Raw genomic sequence first — 13,262 nt, forward strand, 5'->3', positions numbered from 1 at the left:
CTAAAGCCCCTCCCCTTCAGGGGAGGGGTTGGGGTGGGGAAGCCGCCAGTTCACGCGCGCCGGTAATGATCGGGCAACCGAAAGAACGTGAAGGAGAACACCTTCTGCATTGCTCATGACGTCGACGTTGGTCACCCGAACAGTCGTGAATCCCAAGTCCTGCATCAAGGCGTCCCTGTTCCGATCTGTCGCCTGGTCGTGGGTGTGGCCATCCACTTCGAGGATGAGGCCGATCGCAGGACAGAAGAAATCGACGATGCGACTGCCGAGCACAGCCTGTCGCCGGAACTTGAAGCCACCCAATTGGCTGTTGGATACGCCGCGCCACAAGCGCTTCTCTGGCTCGGTCGGTTCTCGACGCATATGTTTCGCGTAGACGGCCAGCGTCGCTCCCCACCCCAACCCCTCCCCTGAAGGGGAGGGGCTTTTCGGGGCCACACCACTCACGACTCCACGCCTTCACCCTGGCGGCGCTGGCTTTCGATGCGTTCCACCAGTCCGTCCTTGAAGTGGACCACCGTCCTCGCGAACGCGGCCATGTCGGGCTCATGCGTCACCATCAATACCGTGATGTTCTTCTCCGCATTCAACCGCGTGAGGAGCTGCATGATCTCGACCGAGCGTTCGCTGTCGAGGTTGCCGGTCGGTTCGTCGGCGAGCAGCACGTCGGGGCTGGTGACCAGCGCGCGGGCGATCGCGACGCGCTGTTGCTGGCCGCCGGAGAGTTCCGCGGGGGTGTGATCCCACCAGTCCGCGAGGCCGACCGTGTCGAGGCTCGCCATCGCCGCGTCGCGCCGCGCGCGCTTTTCGTCGCCGCGGTAGAGCAAGGGGAGTTCGACATTCTCCAGCGCAGAGGTGCGCGAGAGGAGGTTGAAGCCCTGGAACACGAAGCCGAGGTGATTGCGGCGGAGCAGCGCACGCTGATCCCGGTCGAGCGTCTCGACATGGTGGCCCTGGAACGTGAACGTCCCCGCGCTCGGCACGTCGAGGCAACCGAGGATGTTCATCGTCGTCGACTTGCCCGACCCGGAGGGGCCCATCACCGCGACGAAATCGCCCGCCGCGATGTCGAGGTCGACGCCCTTGAGCGCCTGGAACATCGTCGCGCCGGTGCCGTACGTCTTGGTGACGCCGCGCAAGGAGATCAGGGGCGGCGATATCGGGGGCGGCGGGTTACTGGCCACCGCCCGCACCCTTGCTGGCGCCGCCCGACCGGCGCGCGGGAGTTTTCGTCGTGTCGGTGCCGGTGGCGAGCTGGCCGATGATGATCTGCGCGCCGGGCTGGAGATTGCCCGACAGCACTTCGGTCATCGTCCCGTTGGTGTCGCCCGTCGTGATCTGCACCGGCTGCGGCGTGCCGTCGGCGCCCTTGACGTAGATCGTCTGCTGCGAGCCGCGGTCGAGCTTGGCGGTCCGCGCGTTGCCACCGGCGCCGCGCCGTGGCCGGAAGGTCAGCGAGCCGGCAATGCCGCCGCCCTGATCCTTCGCGCCGTCCGCGCTCGGCTTGAAGCGCAATGCGGCGTTGGGGACGAGCATGACGTTGCGCTTGTCCGAGGTGACGATGTCCGCGGTCGCGGTCATGCCCGGGCGCAGCGTCAGCGACGGGTTCGCGACGGTCAGGTCGGCGGCGTAGGACACCACCTGACCGGTGGACGTCGTCGCCGTGGTCGTCGTCGACGAGGTCGCCGAGCTGACCGTCAGGTTCGAGCCGAGATCGACGCGCGTGATCGTCGCGGGGAAGGTCTGGCCGGGGAACGCGTCGACCGTGAAGCTGGCCTTCTGGCCGATCTTGACCTCGCCGACGTCGGCTTCGTCGATCGCGACCTCGAGCTTCATCTTGGTGAGGTCTTCGGCGATCACGAACAGCGTCGGGGTGTTGAACGACGAGGCGACGGTCTGGCCGGGATCGATCTGGCGCGCGAGCACCACCCCCGTCACCGGCGAGCGGATGATCGCGCGCGCGCGCTGCGTCTGGTTCTGCGCGAGGAGCGCGCGGCTGGCGACGACGTTGGCTTCGGCGACCTTCTGCGCCGCGACCGCACGTGCGTAATCGGCGCGGCCGGTCTGGAGCTCGGTCTTCGACGGCACGCGGCCACCCGAGAGGCGCGAGACCTCTTCGAGGCGGTTCAGCTGCGCGCGCGATTCGGCGACGGTGGCCTGCGCCTGCGCGACCTGCGCCTGGTTCGCCGCGAGCTGAGCGCTGGTTTGGCGGATCTGGTCGTCAAGCTGTTCGGGATCGATCAACGCGAGCGGCTGGCCGGCGGTCACGCGGTCGTTGACGTCGACGACGACCTTGGTGACGAGGCCCGACAGCTGCGAGCCGACCGTGACCTGCGTGGTCGGGGCGAGCTTGCCGGTGGCGGACACCGTGACGGTCAAATTGCCGCGCTGCGCCGCTTGCGTGGAATATTGCGTCTGTTCCTTGGCGCCGAAGCACTTCGCGAGCAGCAGGCACAGCACGACCACGCCGACCGCGATTGCGACCCACTTTACATAGCGCCGCCAGGGGGCCTGCGGCTTTACGCCGAGGAAATCGTCGATCGATGCGTCGGCCATCAGCGTGCCTCTGAAGTGTTCTGCGCACGCGGTGGCGCTTCGGGAATGACGGTCGAATCCCAGCCGCCGCCGAGCGCCGCATACAGCGCGATCAGCGCGGTGGCGGCATCGGCGCGTGCCTGCGTCGCGCCGTTGCGTGCGGACAGAAGCGCGGTTTCCTGCTGGTTGAGCGTGGTGAAATCGGTAAGGCCGGTGCGATACTGGCTGCGGCTGAGGATCGCGGAATTGTTCGACGCGTCGAGCGCGATCGCGAACTGGCGTTCGCGTTCCTGCGCGGCCTGAAGCGCGACGACGGCGTTCTCGACGTCTTCGAGCGACGTCAGCACGGTCGACTTGTAGAGCGCCAGCGCACCGTCGGCGGCGGCTTCGCTAGTGCGGACCTGGCTTCGCAACCGCCCGCCGTTGAAGATCGCCTGGGTCAGGCCGGCGAACAGGCTGCCGGTGATCGCGTCGCCGATGTTGCCGATCGAGGTCGCGTTGGTGTTGAGATTACCGGTGATCGCGAGCGCGGGATAGAGCTGCGCCTTGGCCACGCCGATCCGCGCGGTCGCCGCCGCCAGCGCACGCTCGGCCGAGCGGATGTCGGGACGCTGGCGCAGCGTGTCGGCGGGGATGCCGACGCCGACCGCGGCGGGGCCGGTCGGGATCGCCTTCACGGGCGCCATCATCGTCCGGAGCGCGCCAGGTGCCTGCGCGGTCAGCACGCCGATCCGCGCGACGGCGGCGGCATATTGCTGATCGAGGCTGGGGATCGTCGCGGCGGTCTGCGCGCGCTGGGCGCGGGCCTGTTCGGCGTCGACACTGGAGACGAGCCCGGCCTGGACGCGGAAGCCGGCGATCTCAAGATTGTCGTCCTGGATCGCGAGCGAGGCGCGGGCGTTGGCGAGCTGCTGCTGGTAGAGCCGCGCGAGGACGTAGTTGCGCGCGACCTCGCTTTCGACCGAGATCAACACGGTGGCGTAGTCGTAGCCCGACGCGGCGTAGTCGGCGCGGCTGGCCTCGACGGTGCGGCGGATCTCGCCGAAGACGCCGACCTGATAGCTGGCGCTGGCGCCGAGCGTGAAGCTGTTCGCGCCGCCGCCGCCGGTATCGACGACGGTGCCGTCGGGCAGCGTGAACGACCGCCCGCCACCGCGGACGTTCTCGTTGCGCTGATAGCCCGCCGAGCCGTTGACCGTCGGGAGCAGCGATGCGCGGTTCTGGAGCAGGCTTTCGCGCGCCTGGCGGAGGCGGGCTATCGACTGTGCGATATCGAGGTTGGCGGCGGCGGCCTGCTCGACGAGCTGGCCGAGGACGGGGTCGTCGAACTTCTGCCACCAGCGGGTGAGGTCTTCGGGCCTAGTCTCGGGGGTGACCGAGTATGCGTCGGGAACGCCGAGCTCGGCGGCAACCTTGGGGTGGTAGTCCGGGCCGACGGTGCAGCCGGCTAGCAGGACGCCCGCGGAGACGGGTGCGAAGAGAAGGACGCGGACGCGGGACATGGGCGGCAGGCATGACCAAGCGGCGTTTGCTAGTCCAGCGGTTTTGTGTCGCGAGGTGTCGCAGGTGGGGTGGATTGGAGGGGTGTGGGGGGGCTGTTCTGGGATCGGTGTTGATACGCCATTACCGCGTTGCTCGCTCCCGAACTCAAGTGTGTGCCCCCTGAATCCACCTTCGTCATCCTCGCGAAGGCGGGGATCCATATGCTCGGGCGTCAGTGAGCTTGCGGTAAGGTCTGCCAATATGGGTTCCCGCCTCCGCGGGAATGACGGTAAAAGATCTGGGTCCGCATCCGCCACAAACCACCACCCCGGCGGAGGCCGGGGCCCAATTGGGCGGACCGGGCTAATGAATGACTGCTGGCTATTACAACTGCCTTTCCAATTGGGCCCCGGCCTTCGCCGGGGTGGTGGTGGGTGCGGCGATGTGAGTGGTGAAAATGTGCCATGCTTCGTTGCCTTCTCGCCCTGCCCTTCCCTTCTTGTTCCCCCGCGGAGGCGGGGGGCCAGGGTTACGGGCGATGCGCTGCTGGGTGCTGGGCTCCCGCGTTCGCGGGAGAACAAGATGGCGAGCTCCCCAGCCCCCTCCCCCGACCCCGCCCCACCCCAAAAATCGAACCGCACCCGTTCCAATTTTGCAGTGCAGCGGAACGGAGCGGTGGCGCTAGGGGTTCAGGGATGATGCTAGCCGAACGCCAGCCCGCGACTGATGTCCTCGCGCCGCCCCTTGCCGTGCCCGACGCCGTGAGCCTTTTCTTCGATTTCGACGGGACGCTCGTCGATCTTGCCGCGACCCCGGATGCGGTTGTGGTGAGCCAGATGCTGCTCGATACGCTCGATACGCTCGCCGAGCGCTTCCCCGGTCGGGTCGCGATCATCAGCGGGCGGTCGATCGCGCAGCTCGATGCGATGCTCGGCCGCCACGCGCATTTGTTCGCGGTCGCGGGCAGCCACGGGGCCGAAACGCGCACGCCCGACGACGGCCATGTCGCGGCCGAACGCCCCGCTTCGCTCGAAGCCGCCGCCGGCGCGTTCCGCGACTTCGCCGACGCCAACGGCCTCGTCTACGAAGCCAAGAGCCTTGGCGCCGCGCTGCATTACCGGATGGCGCCGGACTTCGAACCCGCCGCCGTCCGCCTCGCCGAAGACCTCGCCGCCCGCCACGGCCTCACGCTCCAGCGCGGCAAGATGATGGTCGAGCTGCGCACCCCCGGCGACAAGGGCGCCGCCCTCCGCGACCTGATCGCGGCGCCGGCGATGGTGGGCAGCGTGCCGTATTTCTTTGGCGACGACGTCACCGACGAGGACGGGTTCGAGGCCGCGCGCGATCTTGGCGGGGCGGGCGTGCTGATCGGCGAGCAACGGCCTACCGCCGCCACCTACCGCCTGAACGACGTTGCCGCACTTCGCGACTGGATTGCTGCCATATTGGAAACACCCATGTTGGAAACACGATGACCGCACCTACCCAAAAAGCCGACATGAACCTGTGGCCGATCGGCAATTGCCAGGTCTCCGCGCTGATCGACAAGACCGGCACGTTCGTCTGGGGCTGCGTGCCCCGCGTCGACGGCGACCCGGCGTTCTGCGCGCTGCTCGGCGGCGATGCGCCCAAGACCGGGTTCTGGGCGATCGAACTCGAGGGCGGTGCGAAAACCACGCAGGCCTATATCCGCAACACGCCGATCCTGGTCACGCGCCACGAGGACGAGGCGGGGAACGCGGTCGAGGTGATCGATTTCTGCCCGCGCTTCGTCCGCGAGGGGCGGACCTATCGCCCAACCAGCTTCGTGCGGATCGTCAAGCCGGTGGCCGGCTCGCCGCGCATTCGCGTTCGGATGCGGGTCGCGACGAACTGGGGGAAGCCGACCGAGCATACGCAGGGCTCGAACCACATCCGTTTCCTGATGGACGACCAGACGCTGCGGCTGACCACCGATGCGCCGGTCGGGCATATCGTCGGCGAGAACTGGTTCCGGCTCGAACGCCAGATGCACCTGTTCCTCGGCCCCGACGAAAGCTTCGCGGGCGTGCTGCACGAGGCGGCGGAGGCGATGCTGTCGCGGACCAAGGACGAGTGGCGCCACTGGGTGCGCGGGCTCGCGACGCCGGTCGAGTGGCAGGACGTCGTCATCCGCGCGGCGATCACGCTGAAGCTGTGCCAGCATGAGGAGACCGGCGCGATCGTCGCCGCGCTCACCACCTCGATCCCCGAGCATGAGGGGTCGGAGCGCAACTGGGACTATCGCTACTGCTGGATCCGCGACGCCTACTACACCGTGCAGGCGCTCAACCGGCTGGGTGCGCTCGACGTGCTCGAAGGGTATCTCGAATATCTGCGCAACATCGTCGATGCGTCGAAGGGGGGGCACGTCCAGCCGCTCTACGGCGTTGGCGGCGAGGCGACGCTGATCGAGCGGATCGAGAGCGACCTGCCCGGCTATCGCGGCATGGGCCCGGTCCGCGTCGGCAACCAGGCATACGAGCAGATCCAGCACGACGCGTACGGCCAGATCATCCTGTCCGACGTCCAGGCGTTCTTCGACAAGCGGCTGTTCCGGATGTCGAGCGAGGAGGATTTCAAGAGCCTCGAACTGGTCGGCGACCGTGCTTGGGAGACGTACGACAAGCCCGACGCTGGCCTGTGGGAGCTGCGCACCAAGGCGCACGTCCACACCTATTCGGCGGCGATGTGCTGGGCGGCGTGCGATCGGCTGGCGAACGCGGCGGAGGTTCTCGGGCTCGAGGATCGCCGGACGTTCTGGGAAGAGCGCGCCAACACGATCCGCACGACGATCGAGCAGTCGGCGTGGCGCGAGGATACGCAGCGCATCTCGGCGACGTTCGGTGGCGACGATCTCGACGCGAGCCTGATCCAGCTGCTCGACCTGCGCTTCTTCGCGCCCGACGATCCGCGGTTCCAGTCGACGCTGAAGGCGGTCGAGGAGGGTCTGCGGCGCGGGAGCCACATGCTGCGCTATGCGACCGAGGATGATTTCGGCCTGCCGCATACCGCATTCAACGTCTGCACCTTCTGGCTGATCGAGGCGCTGCACGCGACTGGCCGCACCGCAGACGCACGCGCGCTGTTCTGCGAAATGGTCGCGCGGCGGACGCCGGCCGGGCTGCTGTCGGAGGATATCGACCCGAATACCGGCGAGCTGTGGGGCAATTATCCGCAAACCTATTCGCTGGTGGGGCTGATCAACTGCGCGGTCCTGCTCAGCAAGCCGTGGAGTGCCGTCCGATGAGCCGCCTCGTCGTCATCTCGAACCGCGTCCAGTCGGTCGATGCGCCTTCGGGCAACCAGGGTGGCCTCGCGGTCGCGCTGCTTGCTGCACTCCGCGAAAAGGGCGGCGTGTGGTTCGGCTGGTCGGGTTCGACCACCGAGACCTTCACGGGGCACATCAATTTCCAGCAGGGCAAGGGCGTCACCACCGCGACGATCGACCTCGAAGAGCAGGATTTCGACGAATATTACAACGGGTACGCGAACCGCACCTTGTGGCCGCTGTTCCATTACCGGATCGACCTCACCGAGTTCGAACGCGACTTCTCCAGCGGTTACGCGCGGGTGAACAAGCGCTTTGCCGAGACCGTGCTGCCGTTGATCGAGCCGGAGGATCTGGTGTGGGTCCACGATTACCACCACGTCCCGCTCGGCCAGGAACTGCGCAAGCTCGGCGTCGAGAACAAGATCGGGTTCTTCCTCCATATCCCGTGGCCGCCGATGGCGATGCTGCTGTCGCTGCCGAGCCACCGCGCGCTGGTCGAATCGATGTTCGCGTACGATGTCATCGGCTTCCAGACGCAGGACTGGCTCGACAGCTTCCTGCATTACGTCACCAGCCAGCTGGACGGCGTGGTTGGCGAGGATGGCTGGGTGACGGTCGGTGATCGCACGATCAAGGCGATCGTCACGCCGATCGGGATCGAGACCGCGGACTTCGAGAAGTCGGCGAACAGCGACGCGGCGCGGCATTCGAAGGAGCGGATGTACATGTCGGCGACCGGGCGCAGCCTGATCGTCGGGGTCGACCGGCTCGATTATTCGAAGGGGCTCGCCGAGCGATTTGCGGGCTATGAGCGCTTCCTCGGATCGCATCCGGACCGGCGCGGGCTGGTCTACATGCTGCAGATCGCGCCGCCTTCGCGTGAGAAGGTCGATACCTACCAGGAGATTCGCGCGAACCTCGATTCGATGTCGGGGCGGATCAACGGCGAATATTCGGACATCGATTGGACCCCGATCCGCTACGTCAACCAGGGCTTTCCGCGTGACGTGCTGGCGGGAATTTATCGCGCGGCGCGTGTCGGGCTGGTGACGCCGTTGCGCGACGGGATGAACCTGGTCGCGAAGGAATATGTCGCGGCGCAGGATCCCGAGGATCCGGGCGTGCTGGTGCTGTCGCACTTCGCGGGCGCGGCGACGCAGCTGAAGGACGCGGTGCTGGTCAATCCGTACAGCCCCGAGGAGATGTCCGACGCTATCGACCGAGCGCTGAAGATGCCGCTGGCCGAGCGGAAGGAACGCTGGGAGAAGCTGATCGACAACGTCCGCAAGGAGGACGTGATGTGGTGGTGCGAGCTGTTCATCACCGCGCTCGAGGCGGTACCGGAGCACGTCGAGGCCTGACTTCTTGGCCCCCTCGATAGGAGGGGCATAACTTCTTGCCCCCCTCCCTGGAAGGGAGGGGTTGGGGGTTGGTCGGCCAGTTTCAGCCAATACACCTGGGACTATGCCGAAGCCGACCCACCCCCGGCCCCTCCCTTCCAGGGAGGGGGGAAGTTAGGCGCGGCTCACCGGGTCGGGCGCCATCAGCAGGCGGTTGCGCGGGATCGCTTCGGGCATTTCCTCGCGGATATACTTCAGCAACGCCTCGCGCACATCACACCGCAGATCGAACGCGATCGCCGCATCCTTGGCGGTCATCAGCCCGCGCAGTTCGATGCAGTCCGTCTTCACGTCCGTCACCTGGAGGTTGTAGAATCGCTTGTCCCAGCGCGGATTCGACGTGACGATCTCGCCCAGTTTCTCGCGCAGCCGCGGCACATCCGCGGACGGATCGAGATACCAGAACACCGAACCCATCAACTGGCTGGTCTCGCGCGTCCAGTTCTGGAAGCTCTGCTCGAGGAACTTCGACACCGGCACGACGAGGCGCCGCTCGTCCCAGATCTTGATGACCACGAACGTCAGGTTGATCTGCTCGACCCGCCCCCATTCGCCGTCGACGATCAGCACGTCGTCGATCCGGATCGGCTCGGTGAACGCCATCTGCACGCCGGCGATCAGGTTCTTGAGCGCGGGCTGCGCGGCGGCACCGACGACGAGGCCGGCGATACCCGCCGACGCCATCAGCGTGACGCCTATCGAGCGGATGCCGGGGACGCTCAGCAGCATCAGGCAAACGCTGATGAAGACGATGAAGAACGTCCCGATCCGCCCAAGGATCGCTGCCCGCGTGCGTTTCCGCCTGGCGCGGAGATTGTCCTCGACCGAGATGTCGGCGCGGATCTCGATGACATCCTGGAACGCGCGCAACGCCGCGACCGCGAGCCAGCCGAGCAGTGCGGGGATCAGGAACCCGAGCAACTGCTTCCACAGGTCCTCGATGTCGTTGTCCATCGGCAGGATCCGCGCGACGAACGCGACCGCGACCGAGACGAATACCGCACGCAACGGCCGACGGACGCGGGCGAGGACGAGTCCGTCGGTCTTGGCGGTCGAGCGGCGCTGGGCGTGGCCGCCGATCCGCATCGTCAGCCAGTGCGCGATCAGCGCGACGAGGACGGCCGCCGCGACGACGGCGACGCTCTCCAGCCAGACCCATTCATGGGGTATGTGAAGCGATCTGAATATGCGCATGTAGGCGCAACGGTGCGTGGCCGCGGATGTTCCGCTGCAGTGCAGCATGGTCGCGCGATACATGGTAGCTTTTTTCCTGCCACACTTCGTGCGTAAGTCCGCGCCCATGAAGGCCATCATCCTTGCTGCCGGTCACGGATCGCGGCTGTTGCCGTTGACGCTGACGACGCCGAAATGCCTTGTGCAGGTCGGCGGCCGCGCGATCCTCGATCACCAGCTCGACGCGGTCGCGGACGCCGGGTTCGAGGGTGCGGTGATCGTCGGCGGCTATCGGATCGAGCAGGTCGCGGCGCATCTGGCGGCACGCGTGTCCGACCTGCCGACCGAACTCGTATTCAATCCGTTCTGGTCCGCCGCCAACAGCATCGGCAGCGTGTGGGCGTCGCGGGCGTATCTCGAAGCACCGTTCGCATTGATGAACGGCGACACGCTGTTCGACGCGGCGATTTTGCGCGCGGCGCTGGCCGACCGGGGCGTCGATCCGGGATCGGGCGTGAAGCTGGTCATCGAGCTGCTGGTGACGCCGGGGCTCGACGACATGCTGGTCGAAGCGAATGGCGACGCTGTCGTCGCGGTTGGCAAGCATCTGGTCGGGCACCAGGCGACCGATCGCTCGCTCGGACTGATCGTGTCGACCGGCGGCGGCGCGTATGCCGAGGCGTTGCGCGCGGTGATCGGCGAGGAGGATGGTATCCACGCCTATCACCACGCCGTCGTCCGCCGCGTCGCGGAGACCGTCGGCGTCCGCGCGGTGCGGGTCGCGGGCGATGTCCGCTGGCAGGAGATCGACCGTCCGGAGGATATCGCGTTGTGGCAGCATGACCATGTCGGGCCTGCGGGCGGCACTTCGGGATCATGACGCGGAAGGTCGCGTTCCTGTTCCTCGGCGAGACGCTGCTGATCCCGCATCTGTATCCGATCGTCGAGGCGCTCGCCGCGAAGTCGGACGTGCCGATCGAGCTTTGGGTGAGCACGTCGGTGCACGAGACGCTGCTGACGCGGTGGACGGCCCCCTTCCCCACCGTCCGCATTCGCCGCGCGCCGGGGTTTCGGATCGTTGCGGACGACGGCAGCGGGCGTAATCCGGTGCTGCCGGTGAAGATGCCGATGCTGCTGCGGCTACTGCCGTATCTGCGCAGCGCGACCGTCGTCGTGTGTGCCGAGCAGACGAGCCTGTGGCTGCCGCGGCTGTTTGCGATGCGCGCGAAGTTCGTGAAGACCTCGCACGGCGTCGGTTCGATGAGCGCGCGCGACGACCCCCGCCGGAAGGCCGCGGCGTTGACGTTGGTGCCGAGCGAACTGGAGCGGCAGACGTATCTCGACCGCGGGTTCGCGCCCGAGCGGTTCGTCGCGACCGGCTATGTGAAGGCCGACTTCACGCACCGGACGCATAGCGCGCCGCCGTTCGCGGATACGCGGCCGGTCGTCCTGTACACGCCGCATTGGCAGCAGCATCGCTCGTCCTGGTGGCGCTGGGGGGCGGAGGTGGTGCGGCGGATCGTCGCGGACGGGCGCTACAATCTGATTTTCGCGCCGCATCAGCGACTGGTCGAACGCGCGCCCGAGGTGGCGGATCTGATGCGCGAGATCGGTGACCTGGCGCATGTGCACTGCGACATCGACGGGTTCGCGATGGTCGATGGGAGCTATACCGGCGTGGCGGACGTGTATCTGGGCGACACGTCGAGCCAGGTGATCGAATTCCTGATGCGGCCGCGGCCTTGCGTGTTTCTCAATGCGGGGGGGGCCGCCTGGGAGGGCGATCCGAATTACGCGATGTGGGTTTGTGGTGAGGTGGTTGGCGACGTTGCGGATGTGGTGGCGGCGGTGGATCGCTCGGCGTTGAGACATGTAGAGTATGCGGCGGTTCAGGCGGAATTTGCCGGGCGGTCGCTAGGGGCGGTCGAGGGTGGCGCGGCGAAAGCTGCGCGCGAGATCGTTCGGATGTTGGAGCACACGCCGCTCCGCTAAACCCCACCACCCCGGCGAAGGCCGGGGCCCAATTGGAATGACCGGCGTAACCTCGCGCAGTCCTCCGTTGGCGCCGTCCCCCAATTGGGCCCCGGCCTTCGCCGGGGTGGTGGCTCCGGTGGAGTGTCCTTCACTTACCACCCCTCTCGCTTTCACGTCCAGATCGGGTAACGGGTGCGGCATGGTAGATTCGACAGCCCCTACGCCAGCGCTCCGAACCGTCCGGGCGAACGACACGCTGCTCTGGGGCATGACCAATGCCGAGCGGATCCGGCGGATCGGCGTCGCGCAAGGGTTGCCGGCCGATGGCGACGGCGACACCGGTCCGGTGATCCTCGCCAACCTCGCCTATGCGTGCGACCCGATGTGGATCGCGTATCTGAAGACGCGGCCCGGTACCGTCGTGACTCGCACCGGCGTACCCGTGCTCGCGCATGTCCGGGATGTCGACGAGCGTGCGCGGATGACCGCGGCGATGCTCGGCGAGGCGCCGCTGGTGACCGGGCTGACGGTGATCGCCGCCGAAGCCGAGGAAGGCATCTTCAACGAGGCGTTGCGCAAGCGCGAACGCCCGTTCGCCGAACTGCTGACCCCTGCCGCGGTGCCGACGATCGAGCGGGCGAGCTATGTCGGTGCGTACAAGGGCGTCACCGACCTGCTCACCAAGTATCTGTGGCCGGAATGGGCGCTCGCGATCACGCGGGTCTGCGCGCGCGCCGGGATCACGCCGAACCAGGTGACCGCGCTCGGCTCGGTACTGTGCATCGTCGCGACGGTGGCGTTCTGGTATGGCTGGTTCTGGACGGGGCTCGCGACGGGTCTGTTCTTCATGGTGCTCGACACCGTCGATGGGAAGCTGGCGCGGTGCACGATCACCTCGTCGAAACTCGGCAATGCGTGGGATCACGGGGTAGATCTGGTGCACCCTCCGTTCTGGTGGTGGGCTTGGGCGGCGGGGTGCGCGCCGTATGGGCGACCGCTAGACGACGGCATGTTCTGGGCAGTGATCGGGACGATGCTGTTCGGCTATGTCGCGCAGCGGTTGATCGAGGGGGCGTTCATCGTTCGGTTCGGGATGCATATTCACGTGTGGGAGCGGTTCGACAGCTGGTTCCGGCTGATCACCGCGCGGCGCAATCCGAACATGGTGATTTTGTTTGCGGGGTTGCTGGTGACGCGGCCGGATTGGGGGATCGTCGGGGTGGCGGCGTGGACCGCGATCTCGCTGGTGGTGCATCTGGTAAGGCTGGTGCAGGCGATGATTCGCAAGGCCAAGGGTGAGGTGTTGGTGAGCTGGCTGGCGTAAACTAGCCAAATACTCACACCACCCCGGCGGAGGCCGGGGCCCAATTGGAAAGGTTGGAGTAACCGGGCGCATACTTCCGTTA

The 13,262-nt window shown here is 66.9% G+C and carries 11 protein-coding genes; 6 read left to right on the forward strand and 5 right to left on the reverse strand.

The genetic code is table 11. From position 1 onward, the window contains the following. The 4 genes from C8J44_RS05325 to C8J44_RS05340 form a co-directional block, all read right to left on the reverse strand. Window positions 1-363: a DUF559 domain-containing protein gene (locus C8J44_RS05325; RefSeq protein WP_121903864.1), complete on the reverse strand. Its 363-nt coding sequence runs from the start codon at window positions 361-363 to the stop codon at window positions 1-3. An 80-nt stretch (window positions 364-443) separates the two neighbouring features. Next, a complete protein-coding gene (locus C8J44_RS05330; protein ID WP_121903865.1) occupies window positions 444-1,100 on the reverse strand; it encodes an ABC transporter ATP-binding protein in 657 nt (218 codons plus the stop codon). Between the two features lie 73 nt (window positions 1,101-1,173). Continuing rightward, window positions 1,174-2,556: an efflux RND transporter periplasmic adaptor subunit gene (locus C8J44_RS05335; protein ID WP_121903563.1), complete on the reverse strand. Its 1,383-nt coding sequence runs from the start codon at window positions 2,554-2,556 to the stop codon at window positions 1,174-1,176. Next, on the reverse strand, window positions 2,556-4,037 hold the full coding sequence (locus C8J44_RS05340; protein ID WP_121903564.1) for an efflux transporter outer membrane subunit: 1,482 nt from the start codon (window positions 4,035-4,037) through the stop codon (window positions 2,556-2,558). Before C8J44_RS05340 ends, C8J44_RS05335 begins: the two co-directional genes overlap by 1 nt. Window positions 4,038-4,712: 675 nt before the next feature. On the opposite strand from C8J44_RS05340, the gene otsB reads away from it, so the two are divergent. Genes otsB through C8J44_RS05355 form a run of 3 tightly spaced genes read left to right on the forward strand, consistent with a single transcriptional unit; the run spans window position 4,713 to window position 8,670 of the window. After that, on the forward strand, window positions 4,713-5,492 hold the full coding sequence (gene otsB / locus C8J44_RS05345) for a trehalose-phosphatase (protein WP_259466717.1): 780 nt from the start codon (window positions 4,713-4,715) through the stop codon (window positions 5,490-5,492). Continuing rightward, on the forward strand, window positions 5,489-7,285 hold the full coding sequence (locus C8J44_RS05350; RefSeq protein ID WP_056060739.1) for a glycoside hydrolase family 15 protein: 1,797 nt from the start codon (window positions 5,489-5,491) through the stop codon (window positions 7,283-7,285). The genes otsB and C8J44_RS05350 overlap by 4 nt, the downstream gene beginning before the upstream one ends. After that, window positions 7,282-8,670: a trehalose-6-phosphate synthase gene (locus C8J44_RS05355; protein ID WP_121903867.1), complete on the forward strand. Its 1,389-nt coding sequence runs from the start codon at window positions 7,282-7,284 to the stop codon at window positions 8,668-8,670. The genes C8J44_RS05350 and C8J44_RS05355 overlap by 4 nt, the downstream gene beginning before the upstream one ends. Before the next feature lie 153 nt (window positions 8,671-8,823). Here C8J44_RS05355 and C8J44_RS05360 read toward each other — a convergent pair whose 3' ends face one another. Beyond that, complete coding sequence (locus C8J44_RS05360; RefSeq protein ID WP_121903565.1) at window positions 8,824-9,903, reverse strand: mechanosensitive ion channel family protein; 1,080 nt, start codon at window positions 9,901-9,903, stop codon at window positions 8,824-8,826. 106 nt (window positions 9,904-10,009) lie between these two features. On the opposite strand from C8J44_RS05360, the gene C8J44_RS05365 reads away from it, so the two are divergent. The 3 genes from C8J44_RS05365 (at window position 10,010) to C8J44_RS05375 (ending at window position 13,180) form a co-directional block, all read left to right on the forward strand. After that, a complete protein-coding gene (locus C8J44_RS05365) occupies window positions 10,010-10,762 on the forward strand; it encodes an NTP transferase domain-containing protein (protein ID WP_121903566.1) in 753 nt (250 codons plus the stop codon). Continuing rightward, window positions 10,759-11,874: a hypothetical protein gene (locus tag C8J44_RS05370; RefSeq protein ID WP_121903567.1), complete on the forward strand. Its 1,116-nt coding sequence runs from the start codon at window positions 10,759-10,761 to the stop codon at window positions 11,872-11,874. Before C8J44_RS05365 ends, C8J44_RS05370 begins: the two co-directional genes overlap by 4 nt. A gap of 181 nt (window positions 11,875-12,055) precedes the next feature. Next, window positions 12,056-13,180, forward strand: a complete 1,125-nt coding sequence (locus C8J44_RS05375; protein ID WP_121903568.1) for a CDP-alcohol phosphatidyltransferase family protein — start codon at window positions 12,056-12,058, stop codon at window positions 13,178-13,180. The last annotated feature ends 82 nt before the right edge of the window (window positions 13,181-13,262 follow it).

The organism is Sphingomonas sp. PP-CE-3A-406 (genome assembly GCF_003688625.1).
Lineage (GTDB): Bacteria > Pseudomonadota > Alphaproteobacteria > Sphingomonadales > Sphingomonadaceae > Sphingomonas.